The sequence below is a fragment of the Campylobacter iguaniorum genome (genome assembly GCF_000736415.1).
Taxonomy (GTDB): domain Bacteria; phylum Campylobacterota; class Campylobacteria; order Campylobacterales; family Campylobacteraceae; genus Campylobacter; species Campylobacter iguaniorum.
On the sequence record NZ_CP009043.1, the window covers coordinates 796,694 to 816,798 of the forward strand.

At 36.9% G+C, this 20,105-nt stretch carries 20 protein-coding genes; 12 read left to right on the forward strand and 8 right to left on the reverse strand.

Annotation, left to right across the window (positions count from 1 at the left end; all coding sequences use genetic code 11):
- The first annotated feature begins 1 nt into the window (after position 1).
- The 12 genes from lptE to ilvA all read left to right on the forward strand — a co-directional run bounded on the left by lptE (position 2) and on the right by ilvA (position 11,531).
- Positions 2-538, forward strand: a complete 537-nt coding sequence (gene lptE, locus CIG1485E_RS03930) for an LPS assembly lipoprotein LptE (protein WP_038453943.1) — start codon at positions 2-4, stop codon at positions 536-538.
- Positions 522-2,063 (forward strand): GGDEF domain-containing protein, encoded by a 1,542-nt coding sequence (locus CIG1485E_RS03935; RefSeq protein ID WP_038453946.1) that lies wholly within the window; start codon positions 522-524, stop codon positions 2,061-2,063. The genes lptE and CIG1485E_RS03935 overlap by 17 nt, the downstream gene beginning before the upstream one ends.
- A complete protein-coding gene (locus CIG1485E_RS03940; RefSeq protein WP_038453949.1) occupies positions 2,063-3,226 on the forward strand; it encodes a folylpolyglutamate synthase/dihydrofolate synthase family protein in 1,164 nt (387 codons plus the stop codon). The genes CIG1485E_RS03935 and CIG1485E_RS03940 overlap by 1 nt, the downstream gene beginning before the upstream one ends.
- Before the next feature lie 43 nt (positions 3,227-3,269).
- Positions 3,270-4,106: a M23 family metallopeptidase gene (locus CIG1485E_RS03945; RefSeq protein WP_051870987.1), complete on the forward strand. Its 837-nt coding sequence runs from the start codon at positions 3,270-3,272 to the stop codon at positions 4,104-4,106.
- On the forward strand, positions 4,055-4,474 hold the full coding sequence (locus CIG1485E_RS03950) for a bactofilin family protein (RefSeq protein ID WP_038453955.1): 420 nt from the start codon (positions 4,055-4,057) through the stop codon (positions 4,472-4,474). The genes CIG1485E_RS03945 and CIG1485E_RS03950 overlap by 52 nt, the downstream gene beginning before the upstream one ends.
- On the forward strand, positions 4,455-7,412 hold the full coding sequence (locus tag CIG1485E_RS03955) for a DEAD/DEAH box helicase (RefSeq protein WP_038453957.1): 2,958 nt from the start codon (positions 4,455-4,457) through the stop codon (positions 7,410-7,412). Before CIG1485E_RS03950 ends, CIG1485E_RS03955 begins: the two co-directional genes overlap by 20 nt.
- Entirely contained in the window at positions 7,409-7,969 is a 561-nt protein-coding gene (locus tag CIG1485E_RS03960) for a putative metalloprotease CJM1_0395 family protein (RefSeq protein ID WP_051870915.1), read from the forward strand. The genes CIG1485E_RS03955 and CIG1485E_RS03960 overlap by 4 nt, the downstream gene beginning before the upstream one ends.
- Before the next feature lie 8 nt (positions 7,970-7,977).
- Positions 7,978-8,724, forward strand: a complete 747-nt coding sequence (locus tag CIG1485E_RS03965) for a DUF815 domain-containing protein (RefSeq protein ID WP_038453959.1) — start codon at positions 7,978-7,980, stop codon at positions 8,722-8,724.
- Positions 8,708-9,379 carry a 3-methyladenine DNA glycosylase gene (locus tag CIG1485E_RS03970; RefSeq protein WP_407637577.1) on the forward strand — a complete coding sequence of 224 codons (672 nt, stop codon included), beginning with the start codon at positions 8,708-8,710 and terminating at the stop codon, positions 9,377-9,379. The genes CIG1485E_RS03965 and CIG1485E_RS03970 overlap by 17 nt, the downstream gene beginning before the upstream one ends.
- 57 nt (positions 9,380-9,436) lie before the next feature.
- Positions 9,437-9,814, forward strand: a complete 378-nt coding sequence (locus tag CIG1485E_RS03975) for a YgiW/YdeI family stress tolerance OB fold protein (RefSeq protein WP_038453963.1) — start codon at positions 9,437-9,439, stop codon at positions 9,812-9,814.
- 123 nt (positions 9,815-9,937) lie between these two features.
- Positions 9,938-10,336 carry a CoA-binding protein gene (locus CIG1485E_RS03980; protein WP_038453965.1) on the forward strand — a complete coding sequence of 133 codons (399 nt, stop codon included), beginning with the start codon at positions 9,938-9,940 and terminating at the stop codon, positions 10,334-10,336.
- Positions 10,320-11,531 carry a threonine ammonia-lyase gene (gene ilvA / locus CIG1485E_RS03985; RefSeq protein WP_038453967.1) on the forward strand — a complete coding sequence of 404 codons (1,212 nt, stop codon included), beginning with the start codon at positions 10,320-10,322 and terminating at the stop codon, positions 11,529-11,531. Before CIG1485E_RS03980 ends, ilvA begins: the two co-directional genes overlap by 17 nt.
- 66 nt (positions 11,532-11,597) lie before the next feature.
- Here the strand turns inward: ilvA and CIG1485E_RS03990 are convergent, their stop codons facing one another.
- From CIG1485E_RS03990 to glmU, 8 genes are all read right to left on the reverse strand, one after another.
- Positions 11,598-13,223: an autotransporter outer membrane beta-barrel domain-containing protein gene (locus tag CIG1485E_RS03990; RefSeq protein ID WP_038453969.1), complete on the reverse strand. Its 1,626-nt coding sequence runs from the start codon at positions 13,221-13,223 to the stop codon at positions 11,598-11,600.
- Between the two features lie 421 nt (positions 13,224-13,644).
- On the reverse strand, positions 13,645-14,430 hold the full coding sequence (truA, locus tag CIG1485E_RS04000) for a tRNA pseudouridine(38-40) synthase TruA (RefSeq protein WP_038453974.1): 786 nt from the start codon (positions 14,428-14,430) through the stop codon (positions 13,645-13,647).
- Positions 14,430-15,455, reverse strand: a complete 1,026-nt coding sequence (locus tag CIG1485E_RS04005) for an LptF/LptG family permease (protein ID WP_038453976.1) — start codon at positions 15,453-15,455, stop codon at positions 14,430-14,432. The genes truA and CIG1485E_RS04005 overlap by 1 nt, the downstream gene beginning before the upstream one ends.
- Before the next feature lie 2 nt (positions 15,456-15,457).
- Entirely contained in the window at positions 15,458-16,270 is an 813-nt protein-coding gene (locus tag CIG1485E_RS04010; protein WP_038453979.1) for a prepilin peptidase, read from the reverse strand.
- Complete coding sequence (uppS, locus tag CIG1485E_RS04015; RefSeq protein WP_038453981.1) at positions 16,270-16,947, reverse strand: polyprenyl diphosphate synthase; 678 nt, start codon at positions 16,945-16,947, stop codon at positions 16,270-16,272. The genes CIG1485E_RS04010 and uppS overlap by 1 nt, the downstream gene beginning before the upstream one ends.
- 2 nt (positions 16,948-16,949) lie before the next feature.
- On the reverse strand, positions 16,950-17,627 hold the full coding sequence (locus tag CIG1485E_RS04020) for a hypothetical protein (protein WP_038453983.1): 678 nt from the start codon (positions 17,625-17,627) through the stop codon (positions 16,950-16,952).
- A complete protein-coding gene (gene coaBC, locus CIG1485E_RS04025; RefSeq protein WP_038453986.1) occupies positions 17,624-18,790 on the reverse strand; it encodes a bifunctional phosphopantothenoylcysteine decarboxylase/phosphopantothenate--cysteine ligase CoaBC in 1,167 nt (388 codons plus the stop codon). Before coaBC ends, CIG1485E_RS04020 begins: the two co-directional genes overlap by 4 nt.
- Positions 18,777-20,087: a bifunctional UDP-N-acetylglucosamine diphosphorylase/glucosamine-1-phosphate N-acetyltransferase GlmU gene (gene glmU / locus CIG1485E_RS04030; protein WP_038453988.1), complete on the reverse strand. Its 1,311-nt coding sequence runs from the start codon at positions 20,085-20,087 to the stop codon at positions 18,777-18,779. Before glmU ends, coaBC begins: the two co-directional genes overlap by 14 nt.
- Positions 20,088-20,105 lie beyond the last annotated feature (18 nt).

A 20,105-nucleotide genomic window follows, 5' to 3' on the forward strand; every position in this document is an offset into this window, starting at 1 on the left:
TATGAAAATACTATTAAATTTGATGATGATTGTGTTTTTGTTTGGTTGTGGCTACAAGCCAGTTTCTAAGGTATCTGATGATATTTTGGGTGATAATGTGTGGGTTGATGTCATTATGAGTAAAACAGATCCACAAAACACAGTTGCCATCAAAGATAGTATAAGAGAGGGTATCATAAAAAGACTCGGTAAAGATCTAGCTCAAAAAGACAGCTCAGAAACAGCCATAGTGGCAAGTATCGCCTCTTTGACATTTAACCCTATTATATATGACCAATTTGGCTACGCTACAGCTTATAAGGCAAATTTGGTTGTAAATTTCAGGGTTAAATTCCAAAATGGAGAGATAAGAAATCTATCCACTTCTGGAGAATACGACTTTCAAGTTACAAAAAGAGTTAAAAATACAAGATACACTGATAGTATTATAAGTGACAAAGATAGATATGAAGCCATCAAAAATGCATCTTCTGAAGCATTTGGTGAGTTTATATCTAAACTAGCTATTGAGGGTTTTAGAAATGGCAAGCATAATTAATGAAGTCATAAAAGATGCGATAAAAGAGGCAAATGCAAAACATTTAGTTTTAACTCCAGATAATTACTATTCTGTATTTTGCGAAGTGGCAAAAAAAAGAGGCATAGTCGTAGAAGACTGCCAAAAACTAGAAAAATATATGTCCAAGCTAGATAGCCCATATCAGCTTGAGCTAAAAAAGATGAACGTCAAAAATGTCGATGAGCTTTTTGCTTATATCAGCTCAAGACTTAACCGCTTAAATCCAGCAGACACAACAAAACTCTTACAATCTTTAGTCATTCTAAATAAAAGAATATTGCAAAGTATTAATGTTTTACACAACACTGAAGCTAAAAATTTATCAAATGTTAGTTTGCAGACTATAAATAGGCAAGTTAGCGTCGATAGCGTGGAGCTTATGAAAGATAAGTGGTTTAATTTTTTAAGTAACTACGATGATAGTTACTTAAAAAAGCTAGAACCTTATGGCATAAAGCAAAGCGATGATATCCAAAAAATCATAAATATCTTGCTAAAAGCCAAGCTAAATCCAAGTGAAAATTTAGACTTAAAAGATATTGCCGAGCTTGTAGTAGCAGCACTTGTGCCGTCAATCGCTTCAAGTATGAATGATGAGCTAGCTTCCATAAGCAGCGAGCTTTCTAAGCAGCCAGAGCTTTTACAAAGTACAGGCATGCAAGATGATATCAAAAGATTTATATTAAAAAGAGTTGATCTTGATAAAAATGAGTTCAAAAATAAAATAGGCACACTAGATGAAATTTTAAATGATATTGATAGCAAAATAAGCCATTTTATTAGCATATCAAGCACAAGCCAAACTGGCGTAAAAACCATCAAGCAAGATTTACACGGCGTAAACATAGCTGGAGATTACACTTTAGTCAAAGAAAAGCTTATAAATATAGCAAATTCACTTGACATCGAGATTTCTGATTTTTTATCAAAAATGAATGAAAGCGATAAAACCATAAAAGCTTTGCAAAGCAAAGTAAGTGAGCTAGAAGCCAAGCTTGATGAGGCTAGAGAAGAGATACAAAACGACTTTTTGACCGGAGTTGGAAGTAAAAAAGCCTTTAATATAGAGCTAAACCGCATAGAAAGTGTTTATCAAAGATATGGTGTGGAGTATTGTATATGCTTCTTTGATATCGATCATTTCAAAACTGTAAACGACACTTACGGGCATGACGCTGGAGATACTATACTCTCAACAGTTGGAAAAATACTCAAAAAATACTCAAGAGATGTTGATTTTGTCGGTAGATATGGTGGCGAAGAGTTTGTAGTCATACTTCCAAGGACAAGCAAGCAAGACGCCATTTTGTTTGCACAAAAAATATTAAAAAGCATATCTGGATTTAAGTTTATATATAAAGACGAAGAGATACGCATAACCATAAGTTGTGGCGTGGCTTCAAGGATAAAACACGCAACTAGCAAAGAAACATTACAAAAAGCAGATGAACACCTTTATGAGGCTAAAAACTCAGGCAGAAACTGCATTAAATATGGACAATGATGAGCTATAAAGATTTTTTAAACTCAAAGCCAATGTATTATGACAAGATCGATTATACAAGGTTTCCAAGGGCTTATGAGCTTATAAAATCAAAGCTAAACTTGCCCCAAATTATCCACGTAGTAGGCACAAACGGCAAGGGAAGCACTGGAAGATTTTTAGCTCAAATTTTAAAAGATAGTGGCAAAAAAGTAGCTCACTATACAAGTCCGCATATTTTTGATTTTAATGAGAGATTTTGGATTGATGGTGAGATTTTGAAAGACGAAATCCTCCAAAACGCTCACGAGAAACTACTTGAATATTTTTCAAATTTAGATAAAAATGAAGAAAATTTTATAGATACTTTAAGCTATTTTGAGTGGGCTACACTAATGGCTGGCGTGGCTTTTGAGACTTGTGATGAAGTGATAATGGAAGCTGGCATGGGTGGCGAATATGACGCTACAAATGTCTTTGCTAAAAAGCTTAGCATTTTTACCCCTATTGGGCTAGATCACACTGCCATGCTTGGAGATAGTTTGGAGCAAATCGCCACCACGAAGCTAAACTCAATGCAAAATCAAGCTATTATTTCAAGCGAGTTTGCCTTGCCAGACTTAGCTAAAAGTATTGCTTTAAAAAGGCAAACCAAACTAATAAAAGCCCCAAAAACTCTTTTCGAATCAGTCCAAAAATACGCATATAAATTTGCTTTGCCAGAGTTTTTAGCCTCAAATTTAAACCTAGCATATTTTTGTGCCAAGCAGCTTGGAGTGAAAAATCTGGATGAAATAATGTCAAATTTAAACGCCCTTAGCTTGCAAGCAAGATGTCAAAAAATCTCTTCAAATTTGACTATTGATGTCGGTCACAACGCACACGGAGCAAAAGCTTTAGCCAAGCATTTTATGGATCAAAGGGTAAATTTAATATACAATTCATTTGATGATAAAGATATAATGGCAGTTTTAAAAGAGCTTAAACCTATCATTTCAAATTTACTCATCTATGAATATGAAAGCTTTGAGAGGAAACTAGCTGGAGATAAAATCCAAAAAATAGCAGCCCAGCTCGGGATAAAATGCGCTAAATTTACCAGCTTAAAAGATGATGAGAATTACCTTGTTTTTGGCTCTTTTGTGCTGGTTTCTCACTTTATAAAGGAAACGCTTGAAAAATAAATTTGTAATCACCATAACAGATGTAAATGGCTCAAAACAATATATGCTTCATCAATTGATAAAAAGAGTTGTTTTGTATGTGGCTTTGTTTTTGGTGGTTATATTTGTTTTTGGTCTCTTTTATATCGATTATTTGGAGACAAAGACAAATGATTTGAATACCAAAAAAGAGGAGCTTTTAAGCATTAATTCAAAGCTAACTAGCCAAAATGAAGATATGCAAAGCAAGATAAAAGCCAGCAATGAGGAGTTTGCGGCTATAGAAGATAAGATAGCAGATCTTGAAGATCAGCTTGGACTAAATCCTGATAATAATGTCAGCATAGATGAAAGAATTGATAATGCCATGCTAACAGGACTTGAGCAGCAGCTTATGTTTTCACAAATCCCAAATGGCAAGGTCATAGATGATAATGGCGTGAGTGCTTCATTTGGTTGGAGAACTCATCCGATATTAAATCGAAAGGAGTTTCATCCAGGCATTGATCTTAGAGCTGATATAGGCACTCCTATTTATGCTCCAGCCGATGGCGTTATAGAGTACGCTGGATATAATGCGACAAGCGGATTTGGCTATCTTGTGATTATTGAGCATAATTTTGGATTTAAGACTAGATTTGCTCATATGAGTAGAAAAGATGTAGTAAAAGAGGGGCAGTTTATCAAAAAAGGCGATCTAATAGGCTACAGTGGAAATACTGGCATGAGCACAGGTCCGCATCTTCACTATGAAGTACGTTTCGTGCAACGCGCATTAGACCCAACAAATTTTATGAACTGGAATAACAAAAATTACGAAGAAATATTTAAAAAGGAGCAAAGAGTATCATGGCAGTCTTTAATAAAAACATTAGGAGCACTAACTCTCAAGCAACAATAATCTCATCAGGAGTGAGTATAAAAGGTGAGCTGAGCCTCAACTCTATGCTTTATGTAGAAGGAAGCGTGGAGGGAGTTATAGTCTCAGATAACACAGTTGTCATCGGCAAAAATGGCAGCGTAAAAGGTATAATCAAAGCAAATAAGGTAGTCATAAATGGCAATTTTGAGGGTAATATCGACTCTGAGTTTGTAGAGATGTTAAATGGTTCATTGTTGATAGGCGACATTTCTACAAATAATCTAAGCGTAGAAAATGGTGCTAAATTTAATGGTAAAAGCATTATCAAAGACCAAAACAGTATAAAAAGCTTAGAAAATTTAGAGATTATAGAGACAGAGGAAAGTAGTGCAAGCAAAGATTTATGAGTATTTTAAGCAAAACAAAAACAAATACGAAATACTAGTAACAAACGATGAAAAAGAAGCCCTTAGTGCTTATGACGCGGCGAGTTTCGCTGGAGTAGAGTGCTTTGTCTTGCCTGATTTTAGGGCGGTTAAGGGCGATGATTTACGCGCGTTTAATGCTGAGCTTTTAGAAATAAGCAAAGCTCTAAACAGCTTTTATAAAAGCCAAAACAAAAACAAACTTTTAATCGCTCCGGTTAGAACTCTTCTAAACAAACTCCCAGCCAAATCAAATTTAAAAACAAAAACCTTAAATTTCGGTGATACTCTAAATTTAAATGAGTTAAAAGATGAGTTTTTGGGGCTTGGATATAATTTTGTTGATATAGTTTGTGAGCGTGGCGAAGTAAGAGTAAGTGGCGATATAATTGATATTTTTGATATTTCTAGCGATAGTCCTGTTAGGATTTTGCTAGATATCGACACGGTTGAGAGCATAAGATATTTTGATCCAGTCAGCCAAAAATCAAGCAAAGATGAACTTGAAAGCATAGAAATCTCTCCATTTTTAGCCACTTTAGACAAGGACGAGCTGCAAAGCGTAAACGAAAAACTAGAGCATATCCAGTCTAATTCGCTGATAAATGATCTAAACTCATTTGGATTTTGGCTGATTGATGGATTTATTGATTATTTTGAGAGTTTCAAATGTGTTTTGGCTAGTGAGATTGAGGCTGAAGAGATAGAAACTGATAGGAATTTGGATTTTTTAAAGAGTGTGGATACTTTGCCAGAGGCAAAAGAATTTAGAGATTTGGAAGCCACTTTAAACGCTGATTTTGCACTTTTTCATAAAAACAAAAAAATCACAGTTTTAAGCAAAAACGAAAGCAGTTTTAACGCCTTAAATTTGAGTGAGTTTAAAAACATAACTCTAAAAATCAGCCCACTTATCTTAAACATCATAAGCCCTGATGAAGTCATCATCTCTCTAAACTCACGCATCAAAAAGCAAAGGCTCAAAAAAGCAAGTCTAGTCATAGATGAGCTAAAGGCTGGGGATTTTGTCGTGCATAGCGAGTATGGTATAGGCAAATTTATGGGGTTAGATCTCATCACAGTGCTTGGAAGCAAGAAAGAGTTTGTCACCATAGCCTACCAAAACGACGACAAGCTCCTCTTGCCAGTCGAACACCTAAATATGATAGATCGCTACATCGCAGGAAGTGGTTCAGTGGTGAGTCTTGATAGACTTGGCAAGGCGAGTTTTGCTAAAATCAAAGAAAAAGTCAGAGAAAAATTATTTATAATCGCTAGCAAAATCATTGCAATGGCGGCAAAAAGAGAGCTAGTAGAAGGCGTCAAATTTAGCAAAGATAGTGATTTTGCTAAATTTAAGCTCCAAGCTGGTTTTGCCTACACAGATGATCAAGAAACTGCCACAAGTGACATAGCTAACGACTTAAAAAGTGGTAGAGTCATGGATAGACTTCTTAGTGGGGACGTTGGATTTGGCAAGACTGAAGTGGCTATGAATGCGATTTATCTATGTGTCAAAAGTGGCTATCAAGCTTTGTTTTTTGTCCCGACAACCTTACTTTCAAGCCAACACTACAAAAGCTTAATAGAAAGACTCACGCCATTTGGTATAAAAGTAAGAAGGCTTGATAGATTTACAAGCACCAAAGAAAAGGCGATCATCAAGCAAGAGCTGATGAATAGTGAGCCACTAGTAGTCATCGGCACACACGCACTTCTTAGCCTTGAAGCACCAAATTTGGGGCTAATAGTCATCGATGAAGAGCATAAATTTGGCGTCAAACAAAAAGAAAAACTCAAAGAAATTAGCCAAAACTCACACATCTTATCGATGTCAGCCACACCGATCCCAAGAAGCCTAAATATGGCTCTAAGTCAGGTCAAAAGCTACAGCACGCTCACCACGCCACCGCTTGATCGCCAAGACGTGAGGACATTTGTCAAAGAGTGGGATGAAAAGCTGGTAAAAGAAGTCGTATTGCGTGAGATTCGCAGAAACGGTCAGGTATTTTATGTCCATAATCTTATAGCTGATATGCCAAGCATTGAGCGTGAGCTAAAGGCTTTAATGCCAAATTTAAAGATTCTAACACTTCATAGCAAAATAGATCCAAAAACCACCGAAGATGAGATGATTAAATTTGCAAATGGCGGATATGATTTATTGCTTTGCACCAGCATTGTCGAGAGTGGAATCCACTTACCAAACGCAAATACAATCATCATCGATGAAGCAAATAAATTTGGTATGGCAGACTTACACCAGCTAAGAGGCAGGGTCGGAAGAAGCTCCAAGCAAGGATATTGCTACTTTCTAGTCAAGGACAAAGACACGCTTGGAAGTGACGCTATAAAACGCCTTGTAGCGCTTGAGAGCAACTCATTTTTGGGTTCTGGCTCAGTGCTAGCTTATCATGATTTAGAAATCAGAGGTGGTGGAAATTTGATAGGCGAAGCACAAAGCGGTCACATCGAAGCCATAGGCTACTCACTGTATCTAAAAATGCTTGAAGATGAGATAAACTCACTACTAAATAAACGCACCAACGAACACAAAGAAATAGATTTGAAGCTTAGTGTAAATGCCTTTTTAAACAGTGATTTGATCGCAGAAGATAGGCTAAGGCTTGAGATATATAGACGTCTTAGCAAGTGTGAAGATGTCGCAAATGTCTATGAAATAGGCGCTGAAATAGAAGATAGATTTGGTAAGCTAGATATTTATACAAAGCAATTTTTAGATATAATTATCATAAAGATTTTGGCTAGCAAGCAAGGATTTAAAGCAGTTAGCAACTACGAGCAAAACATATCTCTAACAAAAATGGACGACACAAAAGTCATCTTAAAATCAAGAAGCAAAGACGATGATGACGTGCTAGCTGAGATTTTGGTATATCTAAGGAAAAATGAAAAATGACGATAAGTGGCTCATATAACACTAGTCAAATTTACATAAGAAAAGATACAGAGTCAAATGAGCCATCTAATGCCCAAAATCCACAAAATTTAGATCAAAAAGAGCAACTCCAAGTAGCCAAACTCCAGCAACGTGACGCCGAAGTAAGAACCCACGAAGCCTCTCACATGGCAGCTGGAGCAGGGCTTACTAAGGGTGTGAATTACACATACCAAAAGGGTCCTGATTCTAAAATGTATGCAGTGGGTGGGGAAGTAGGCATCGATACAAGTCCAGGCAACACACCAGAAGAGACTATCAAAAAAGCCTCACAAATCAAAAGAGCAGCCCTAGCTCCATCAAACCCAAGCCCAGCAGACTTGCAAGTAGCAGCGAGCGCGGCAAATATGGAAGTATCTGCAAAAGCAGAGCAAATGAGCGAACAAAAATCAGCTCAAACAAGCGACCAAAACTCAAAAGACGGCGAAACAAACAACCAAAGCCAAGCAAAAAAATCAAAAAATCCATACGAAAAAAATAGCCCTGCCATAGAGCAAAACACAATCGGATATTTTTAAGGAAAATCATGAGTATAAACTGGAAAGAAACAAAAGCCGCAATAGTAAGGCATGGCGAGCTAAAAGGCGTCAAAGATCTGCTAATAAGCGATTTGGACGCTTTAGTCAGCATAGATAGACAAAAAGAAGAATTGCTAAAAAATACACTAAATTTTTTAAATGACAAAGGGGCGAACCACGCGCTTTTGTGGGGTGAAATGGGATGTGGAAAATCGAGCTTAGTCAGAGCTGTTTTTTGTAAATTTATGGATAAAAACTTACGCCTTATTGAGATAAGCAAATTTGAGCTTGTGAGTTTGTATGAGATTTTAGAAGAGATTAGGACGAATTTGGAGTTTAAATTTATCATATTTTGTGATGATTTTAGCTTTGAGGCTAGCGATAGTGCTATTAGTGAGCTTAAAAACTTGCTTGAAGGAAGTATCCAAGCTCCACCTAAAAACGCACTATTTTATGCCACAAGCAACAGAAAACACCTTGTAAAAAGCCAAAAAAACCACGAAAATTATATAATAGAAAAAGAAAGCAACAGGGAAAATTTAAGCCTTGCAGATAGATTTGGCTTGCAAATCAGCTTTTATGAAATGGACGTGAGCGAGTATATGGCAGTGGTAAAAAGCTATTTTGACGGTGTGAGCGTAGATGAGGCGACTCTAAAAAGAGAAGCACTAGCCTATGCAAGCTCTAAGGGCGTCAGAAGTGCAAGATCTGCAAGACAGTTTTGGTTGAGTTTTAGGAGTGAGTTTGAGAAGTGAAGATCTGTTTTTAACCCTGAGTGATGAGGTTAAATTTGACTTTAGTCAAAATCCGTTTTGGTGGCCTGAATTTGGTACGTTTTGGGTGGTAATTGGAGCCATTTTGACACAAAATACAAAGTGGCAAAATGTAAAAAAAGCTCTTGATAATTTACAAAATGCAAATGTAAATTGCCTTGAAGATATTGCAAATTTAGATGAATTAAGTTTGGCTGAGCTAATCAAACCAAGCGGATTTTACAACACAAAAGCCAAAAGATTAAGCAACTTAGCTAAAAATATCATCTCTAAATTTGAAAGTTTTGACGAGTTTAAAAAGCAAGTTAGTCGCAAATGGCTAATAGCCCAAAAAGGTCTTGGGCTTGAGAGCGTTGATAGTATACTTTGCTATGCTTGTGAGCGTGAAATAATGGTAGTTGATAACTACACGCTAAAGATATTTGAGTTTTTGGACTATAGTTTTGATAGCTATGATGAGGCTAGGGAGTGGCTAGAAAACATTGATAGAGACGCTGTTTATGCGAAATTTGGAGCTATAAGCGATAATGAAATATTTGCCAAATTTCACGGACTTATAGTAGAGTTTTGCAAAACTCGTCTTAAAAGTAAAGTTTTTGATGACGTGGCCGCGAGTTTGCTAAAAAAGCTATCTTAACAAGGACTTAACAAAAAACTTTTATAATACTCCAAAATTTTTAAAAAAGGGGATAATATGAAAAAAATTATAGCTTCTTTAGCAGTTGCTACTGCTGTGTTTGCCGGTGGATTTACAGGCGAAAGCGTAAATTTAGCTTCACAAAAAGGTGGATTTATCGGCAATAATATCTACTCAAATTTAAGCGTAAAAGAGGCATTAAGCGCCAAAGATAATGCTTTAGTAAGTCTAAAAGGCAACATAACAAAGCAGTTAAGACACGATAAATACGAGTTTAGCGACGGTAAAAATAGCATTGTAGTAGAAATCGACGATGATGTCTGGAATGGCGTAACCGTAGGATCAAATGACACTGTAGAGATCAAAGGCGAAGTTGATAACGATATGCTAGAAAAAAACCAAATCGACGTCAAATACATCACAAAAATCAAATAATACTTTGGTGAGCTAAGCCTCACCAAAACTTCTTTTTAAATTTAATTATCTATTTTTTGAACTTTATATATTTTTTACCTTTTTTTAGCTAGAATTTCACAATTTTATTTTTAAGACTGCATTATGAACAAGATTTTATCTTCTATGAAAAACATAGCTGTTGTCGGCTTCAGCCCCGATAAGAGCAAGGATAGCAACAAAGTTGGCAAATATCTCATAGATCAAGGCTTCAACGTATATCCAATCTATCCAAAAGACGGACAAATCTATGGAAAAAGCATATATAAGAGCCTAAGTGATGTAAATGAGCCAATCGATACGGTTGTGATGTTTCGCAAGGGCGAGTTTGCAACTACTCTTATAGATGAAGTTATAAGCGTGGGAGCAATAAATTTCTGGCTTCAGCTAGGCATCATAAATGACGATGCTAAAGAAAAAGCTGCAAAAAATGGAATAAATTTTGTCCAAAATGCATGTATAATGGTCGAACACAAAAAGGAAAATAATGGTAAATTTAAATAGGATAATCCAAGCAAAAAGAACAGTAGATGGTTTTATATGCAAAACCCCATTCGCACTTGCCCCAAGACTGAGCAAGATTACTGATACTGAGGTCTATCTCAAAAAAGAAAATCTCCAAATCACTGGTGCGTATAAGGTGCGTGGTGCGTTTAACAAAATAGCAAACCTCGATGAAGAAGCCAAAAAATGTGGTGTCGTAGCAGCGAGTGCGGGCAATCACGCTCAAGGCGTAGCCATAAGCGCTAGACATTTTGGCGTAAAAGCGACTATTATCATGCCAGAAGCCGCGCCTTTACTTAAAGTGGCAGGCACAAAAGCTCTTGGCGCTGAGGTGATTTTGAGCGGAAATAACTTTGATGAGGCTTATGAATTTGCCCTAAAATACGCAAAAGAGCATGGTGCGACTTTCGTTCATCCTTTTGATGATGAGTTCGTCCAAGCAGGTCAAGGAACTATCGCTTTAGAGATGCTTGATGAGGTTAGCGACCTTGATTATTTGCTTGTGCCAGTTGGTGGCGGTGGGCTAATAAGTGGAGTTGCAAGCTGTGCTAAGCAGGTCAATCCAGATATCAAAGTCATCGGAGTAAGTGCAAAAGGTGCTCCAGCTATGTTTAATAGCTTTAAAGAAAAAAAACAACACAACTCGACTTCAGTTCGCACGATAGCCGATGGTATCGCTGTGCGTGACGCTAGTCCTGTGACTTTGGCTCATATACTTGAGTGCGTAGATGATATGGTGCAAGTCGATGATGAAGAGATCGCAAACGCTATACTTTATTTGCTAGAACAACAAAAAATAGTCGTCGAAGGGGCTGGTGCTACTCCAGTGGCTGCACTTTTGGAGCATAAATTTGACTTCCCAAAAGGCGCAAAGATAGGAGCTATACTAAGTGGTGGCAATATCGATGTGCAAATGCTAAATGTCATCATCGAAAAGGGTCTTATAAAGAGCTTTAGAAAGATGATTATAAACGTGACATTGATAGACAAGCCAGGAGCTTTGATGGGACTAACTGACGCACTTAGAAGCGCAGGAGCAAACATCGTCAAAATCGACTATGACAGATTCTCAACCAAGCTAAGTTATGGCGATGCGATGATAACTATCACGCTTGAAACCAAAGGCAAAGAGCATCAAGATAAAGTGGCTCTTGCATTAAAAAATGGTGGATATGAATTTACTCAAGAGTTTTGATAAGATAAATTTGCAATGACAGTTGAGTTTGTCATTGCAAATATTGCGAAGCAATGATAAATTCTATTACAACCTCCACTCAATCCCTACATTACCACTCACACCTTCTTTCTTACCAGTTAATCCTTTTATCCCTAGATCAAGAGTAAGTTTATCAGAGCTTGTAAGTGGTTTTAGTTTGATACCAGCTTCACCTATACCAGTATTACCTTTCATACTTGGAGATTCTATATCATAGTTATAGCTTAGATTATATCCTTTAGCCTTACTATCAAATTCTCTCTCAATAGCTAATCCAGTATAAAGTGTAGTATTATCTTTAATCTCATAATTATATCTAGCTCCAAGCTTAGCTATAAATGAATTAATACTATCAAATTTATATTTATCTCCTGAGCTCATAGTAATATTATCAGAGTTCGTTCTAGTATAAAAGAGTTTTGTATAAATATCTAAATTTGAAATATCATTTATATCAAATACCCTGCCTACTCCAAGAGATAATCCATAATAAGCTCTTTTAGAATCAAAGCTATGATTTGTATTATCTCCAAAGTCACTACTTTCAAAATCACTCTTAACTTGTCCAACTCTAATACTATTATCAACATAATAGTTATTTACTAGATTAGTCTTACTCATAAGACCAAACCCGAAGTATGAGTTATCTCCACTTCCTTTTACATTGCCAGTGCTAAAGCTATTATAGCTATCATAGTTACCATATCCAGCTTCAAAGAAAGCTCCATATGTAAAGCTATCATTGATTTGTTTTAATATACTAGCCAATAAGCTTATTCCCCTTACATCTACATGACTACCAGTATTATTCCTAACACTACTTGCACTACTACTTGCCATACTTCCCTCACCAGCACTATTTAGATTTACTCCATTTAAAGAGCTTAAACTACTTTCTATCATAGAGTTACTTGCAGTTGTGACTAGAGATGAGCTTATTCCGCCTTCTAATATGGCTTTTTGTTTTTCATTGGCACCAGCTTTTGTGGTGGTGGCGACTATACTTTTTACTCCATTAGTAGGATTATCATCGTCATCAGTAGTAGAAAGCTCAAATTCATAAATATTTGAAATACCTTGCATAGCTGTAAATTTATCATTGATATTTAATGGAGCTTGCGTAATATCGCTATGGCGATCTAAAAGGGTTATCTTATCTCCGGTTTTTATAGCTAGAGTGTTGCCATCCATTACATTTATTCCGATTTTTGACTTAGATAGATCGGTGGTTGCTCCAGCACTAATAGTAATAATTGTATCATTTGCTTTTATATCATTTGGTAAGTAAAAATTCACAAACTCGAAGTTTTTTATTTCCGCAATTTCTATATTTTTGGTTTTAATGTTTAGAGTGTTTCCTTTAGTGGCATTTTCAAATATCGCAATACCACCTTTATTACTATATCCACCTTGCAAAGTGGCATGAGTTAAATCCGGATTACCAGAGATATTGATAGTATTATTAATAGCACTACCTTTATCACTATATCCACCATATACTTTATCTGCCATCCATACTTTACCAGAGATGTTTACAGTGTTGTTGGTGGCTGAGCCTAAATAGCCAGCCCCACCATATACCGTTCCAATTCTCTTTCTTTCACCTGATATATTTACTGTGTTTGAAGTAGCTGAACCTGAATAGCTAAGCCCACCATGAATTTGATGCATATCAACATTAGATATATTGACTGTGTTTTGATATACATCTAAATCTTTATGAAATCCACCAAAAACATTGTCTACATAACCGTTAATGCTTTTTACAGTTACGATATTGTTATTTGTAGAATTTGGCGCTAAAGAGTATTCAAAAATATTTACAGGAATGGGCAGATCTTTTATATCGCTAGGAGTGTTTGGGTCAAAAGTGAGTATCTCTCCACCTAAGGCTGAGCTGACTGCTAAGCTAGTGGCTAGAAGTAAATGTGGGGGGGGTAAGCCTGCTTATTTGATTTGACATTGTTTTTCCTAATTATGAAATTGTATTATCAAGCATTATACATTAAATTTATAAGTTAAGATTTAAATTTGGGTAGAAATTTAGTAAGAATTGGTGGATTTGATAAATTTACACTTTAGTAGGAAAAATTTAATAAAAAACTCGCTTCAGATACAGTCCGTTTGGTGGGGCTGGAATCCTAGTAAGTGGCTTGTTGGCTTGGAAATTTGATATAAATTTGGCTAGATTTTCATCACTTTTGCTAGCCTCAATAGAGTTTGCGACCATGAGACGGACTTGTGCTCTTAAAAAGCCATTTGCCTTGAAATTTATCACTGTGAAATTTGGCTTTGGGCGGGTTTGATTTGGCTCAAATTTGGTGCTAAGTTTGCCTGATTTAGCGCGGTAAATCTGATAAGCAAAGGCGTGATAAATCTCTCTAATAGTCGATTTATCGTCGCTGCCGACTTTATAAAATGGCTTAAAATCATGCACTCCAGCGAAGCACTTTAGGGCTAAATTTAGCCTATGCAAATTTAACTCATCAGCAAAATACAAATAATCGCTCAAAAATACGCTTGGCTCATCGTGGCTGATGATGTAGCGGTAGCTTCTAGCTGTGGCGTCGTAGCGTGGGTGGAAGTTTTCGCTCACCACTTGCATGGATTTTACTCTTATGTATGGGGCTGAGTGTTTGTTGATTTGTGATCTAAGATGATCTAATCTACCTTGCCAAAACTCGCCACACTCCACGCAAGAGACTTGAGCTATGGCATGGACGCCTTTGTCTGTGCGTGAGCTAGAGATGACTGGCGTGAAGATTCCGACGTGGTTTAAGGCGTGGTTTAAGCAGTCTTCTACAGCGTTTTGGTGTGGCTGGGTCTGTGAGCCGCTAAATTTGGAGCCATCATATGAGTAGGTAAGGGCGATTTTCATTAGTATTTGTTTAAGACCTTTTTCTTAAAGGCTATAAGTGAGCCTATGAAAGTCAGGGCAAAAATAGCTGGAATAGCGTAAAATGGCTGCTTAGCAAATACCATAATCAAAGCAAAATACACAAACAAAACGCCAAAAATACCAAAGTAAATAATGCCTTTTTCGTATCTGTATGTGACGATCCCAAAGCTCATAGCAAACAGCACACTAGCAAGTGGGAAGAGTGCTACAAGCACGTAAATGCTAAGGTCTTTGGCTCTTTTGTCACTCTTTAGCGACTGAGCCCAGTAGTCTTTGAACGAGTATTCATCGTCCTTGCCGCCTTGCATAAGCGTCCTTATAGTCATGCTATCGTAGTTGCTTATGTGCCACAGCTTTGGATTTATGGTATACATTTTGCCGCTGCCAAGAAGTAGCTCTAAATTTGAATTGTTGTTTACTATATCAGCACTTAGCGATGTGATGAGCTTCTCGCCTTCATCTGAGATATTATACATTACGATATTTTCGTATTTTGCGGTTTGGTTGTTGTCGTTTTGAGCTTCTATGAAAACCATCCAGTCGCCAAACTTTTGTCCGAATTCGCTTGGTTTGATATTTAGGCTTAGTTTTGTTTTTTTGTATTCGATGAAGCGGTCGTTTAGGTGTTCGGCTATTGGCATGACGACTAGTGAGTTGATAAGCATTATCGCTGATAGGATGAAAGATACGCTTAGAAAGAAGTTGGCTATCTTTTTTGGATTTTGACCTAAAGTGAATATGACTGTGCTTTCGTTTTCTTTAGATAGGCGAAAAAAACTCATCGCCACAGAGACAAAAAATGAGATAGGTATGGTAAAAAGCAAAATCTGAGGCAGCATAAAAACATATAGCTTGATTAGTTCGCCAAAACTAATTTCTATATAGCTAGTAATCCTTGCAATCTGTATAAAAAATACGATAGACATTATCAGAAATAGTGTCGCAAAAAGTGATGCGAATGTAGTCAAAAAACTGCTAAAAAAATACTTATTTACTCTATTCATTTTTATTTTAATCCTATAAATTTAAAGTAAAGCTCAAAAAGCTCTAAGGCTTGGTTTTGAAATAATAAAACGATTAAAAGCGATAGGCTAAGTGCTGGTATAAAGGGCGCTTCGTGATTTTTACGTGAAATTATACGTAAAATAATATGCAAAATAATCTGTAAAATTCCAGCCAAAAACACAGCAAAAATGCCAAGTTTGATACCCAAAATCGCTCCAATGCTAGCTATGATTATGGTATCAGCGTCGCCCATAGCTTCTAGGATTTCGCCTTTATTGTGCCTATTTATCCAAGCACTTGTTATGCTTTTTACTATTGTTATTGCTCCAGCAAATATGAAAGAAACTACAAGGCTAGAGTGAAATAAACTTATCTCATCAAGTCTAATCTCACCGTCAATTTGGCTAAAAATAGCTAAAAAATAAACTACCAAAAGCAAACTCTCAGGAACTGCGTGGTGCTTAAAATCAATCACACTAAGAGTAAAAAGCATTATGAAGCAAAGCCCAAGTACAGCGCCACTAATCAAATCTCCAGCTACAAAAAGTCCAGCCATGCCAAGCAGAGCCGATACAAGCTCAACACTAGGATAGATAAAAGATATATTTTGCTTACAAAACGCGCATTTGCCACGCAAAAACATCCAAGAAATGAGCGGGATATTGTGATAAAATTTGAGCTTATGTTTGCAGCTAGGACAGTGGCTAGCTGGGAAATTTATACTCTTGCCAAGAGGCATTCTGTATATCAAAACATTGCAAAACGAACCGATACAAAGCCCAAAAATAAAAAATAAAGCATAGTAAATTTCCATTAAAGACCACCAAATTTTCTATGAGTTTTTTGGTATGATGAGATGATCTCATCAAGCTCTTTGCTAGTAAATTCAGGCCAAAGCGTCGGCGTAAAATATAGCTCGGCATAGCTTGCTTGCCAGAGCAAAAAGTTGCTAAGTCTTTGTTCGCCACCTGTGCGAATGAGTAGATCTACGTCACCAAATTCGCTTGTGTCAAGGTGGCTTGAAATGCTCTTTTCGCTGATGTTTTCGCCGCTTTGCAAAGCGTTATTTACAGCTCTAGTTATCTCATCTCTAGCGCCATAATTTATGGCTAGGATTAAGTTTAGCTTATCGCAATTTGCAGTTAGGTTTTTTAAATTTGATATTTCGTTTTTTAGTGAGTTATTAAATGGCTCCAAATCGCCTATAGTGTGAAATTTGATACCGTTTTTGACGAAGTTTTCTCGCTTCTCAATTAAGAATTTTTCAAGCAAATTCATAAGAAAATCAACTTCGCTTTTTGGGCGTTTCCAGTTTTCGGTGCTAAAAGCATATAGAGTTAAGTTTGCGATGCCTTTTTGGCAGCAATACGACGTGATATCTTCGACCACGTTTGCTCCTACTTTGTGCCCGTTTGTGCGTATCAGGCCCTTGCTTTTAGCCCATCTTCCGTTTCCGTCCATGATGATTGCTAGATGATTTAACTTATTCAATCTTAACCTTTAAAATCTAAAAAATTTTTCTTTTTAACCCAAAATGGAGCCACTTCGCCCACTTCGCATTCACATTCAAAAGCCTCTTGCAAGGCATTTGCAAAGCTTTTATAAGGCGTGATAAACTTAACAAACTCACCACCTCTGATGTAAGCAATAAACGGTGCAAATCTATCAAAAACTAAAAAAAATCCAAGCTTATCGCCTAATTTAATCTGGGCTAAAGCACTTTTGTTTGCGTAGACAAAAGGTACGCTGATAACGCCTTCGTTTAGAGCTAAAAGCATTCTAAAATACGTTTTAAACTCCACTTCGCTTGTGGCGTTTGCAAGGCTTTGTTTGATAAAAGGAAGCAGCCAATCAAGCTCTTTGCTTGTGAGTATTTTTTCTAATAAATCCACGCCGTTTGGTAGATATTCGCCTACAAAATCCCTTTTTATGAGCTTATTTATCTTTATCACGCCGCCACTTTGTGAGCTGATATTTGTGAAATACTCACTTCCCACTTCAAGCTCAAGCTCGGATCTTGTTGATAAAAATGTATTGCCAAATTTAAGATTATATCTCTTGAAGCCAGTTTTTTCCATAACTTTGATGATAACTGGAAGACTTGCGTTTATGATAGCTGGAGTTTTGTTGCTTGCTTCTAGTTTGTTTAGTTTGGAAATTTGGCTTATCATATTTGTTTGGCAAGCTCAGTGATTTTTTGTGCGATGTTTGGCTTGGTGTCAAATCCAGTGTCAAACTCGCCATTTGGTGTGATAAAATCTATTTTTGTTTGGTCGCTACCAAATTTGATTTTCTCATCAAGCACGTTTAGGCAAACTGCATTTAGGTTTTTGGAGTTTAGCATATTTATGGCGTTTTGTTTTGCCAAGGCTCTATCCATTTCCATTTTGAAGCCGATTTTTTTACAGTTTAAATTTAGACTTTTTAAGATATCTGTGTTTAAAACTAGCTCCAAATTTAGCTCATTTTGGCTTTTTTTCATTTTGCCGTTAAATTTAGTTTTTGGTTTGTAGTCGCTGACTGCTGCACACATGACAAGCAGGTCATTTTGGCTTAAATTTTGCGAGTTTATGGCATTTAGCAACTCTTCAGAGCTGCTAAATTTGATGATAGGATAGGGCGCGCTAAACTCATTTGAGCTTATAAAAGTCAGCTCAGCTCCAGCGTAGTAAAATGCGTCGGCTAATGCCTTTGCCATTTTACCGCTTGAAAAGTTGGTTATGCCACGCACGTCGTCTATTTTTTCTGTCGTGGCGCCGCCAGTCACGACCACTTTTTTACCTTTATAAAAGTTATCTTGATTTAGCGTTCTTTTTGCCATTTCTACGATGATTTGTGGATCTGCTAAGGCGCCTTTGCCAAGGTCACCACAAGCAAGTATTTTTGAAACTGGTTCGCAAATATCATAGCCGTTTTTGCTTAAAATTTCTAAGCTATTTTTAGTGGTGAAATTTTCTAGCATATTATTGTTGGCTGCTGGGGCTATGAGTTTTGGGCAAGTGGAGGCTAAAATAGTCTGCAAAAACACATTATCAGCGACTCCATGAGCTATTTTGTTTATTGTGTTTGCACTAGCTGGAGCGATGATAATTAGGTCGTTTTTGCTATAATTTATGTGGTTTAATCCACTTTGCCAGTCTTCACTAATGCTCGATAAAACTCTGTTTTGTACTAGCGCTTCAAAGCTTATAAGATTTGCAAATCTTAAAGCCCCATCGCTTAGCATTACTCTGACATCTGCACCCTCACTTTTAAGTAAGCTTATGATTTCATAGGCTTTGTAAAAGCTCACACTCCCACAAACAGCCAATAAAATTTTTTTATTTTTCATCACTTTTTCCAAAGAAATGGTAAAAATATCCAGCTTTATTTACTTGTTTGCTTCTAGCTAGGATTAGATCGCCTTTTTGTGAGTCATTGGTGACTGTCGTGCCAGCTGCTATGAGCGTGTCATCAGCGATATTTACAGGAGCTACAAGCTGAGAGTCACTGCCTATGAAGACGTTTTTGCCGATTATTGTTTTGTGCTTTTTGACACCGTCATAGTTGCACGTGATAGTGCCGCAGCCGACATTTGTACCGTTTCCTATCTCACAGTCTCCAAGATAGCTTAGGTGTCCGGCTTTTACCGTATCTAGTTTGGCATTTTTTAGCTCGACAAAGTTGCCGATGTGGGTTTGGGTTATGTTTGATTTTGGTCTTAGATGAGCCATAGGACCGATGTCGCTATCAATGATGATGCTATCTTCGATGACTGAGCCACTTTTTATGTGTGAGTTTTTGATATGGCAGTTGCCCATTATCATGACATTTGGCTCGATGATACATTCGCCTTCTATTGCAGCTCTGCTATCTATGAAAATAGTGCTTGGTAGGTGCATTATGACGCCGTTTTTCATCAAATTTTCTTTGATGTTACCTTGCATTATCTCTTCAGCCTTGCTTAGGGCAAATTTATCATTGATACCCATGAAATTTTCTTCATTTACAAGAGTATGTTTGACTTTGTAGCCGTTTTTTATGGCTAGTTCTATGGCGTCTGTGAGATAAAACTCCTTGCTTGCATTATCGTTTTTGATAAGTGGAATTAGTGATTTTAGTAGTTTGCTATCAAAACAATAAGCTCCAGCGTTGCATAAGTTTACACTTTTTTCTTCATCATTTGCATCTTTTTGCTCGACTATTTTGGTGACGTTTCCACCATTTGTGATGACTCTTCCATATCCAAAAGGATTAATTGCTTCAAATGCTGATATGCTTACGTCTGCATCACTTTGGCATAATGCTTTTAGCTCGCTAGCTTCAATTAAAGGCATATCGCCACAGATTATGAGCGTTTTTTGTGAGCTTAGCTCACTTATGGCAGCTTCTACTGCTCCTGCGGTGCCTGGCTTGTTTATGCTATCTTGTTTGTAGATTTTGACATCTGGAAACTGTGATAAAATAGCACTTTTTACCTCATCAAACTGATAAAACAGCACGGCTCTGACGTCGCTTGTTATCTCGTAGGATTTTTTGAGTATATGGCTTATCATAGGCTCGCCACAAATGGTGTGCAAGACCTTTGATTTGCTTGATTTCATTCTTGTGCCATTGCCTGCGGCTAGCACGATTATAGTTATATCATTCATCTTTTTCTCTTTAAATTT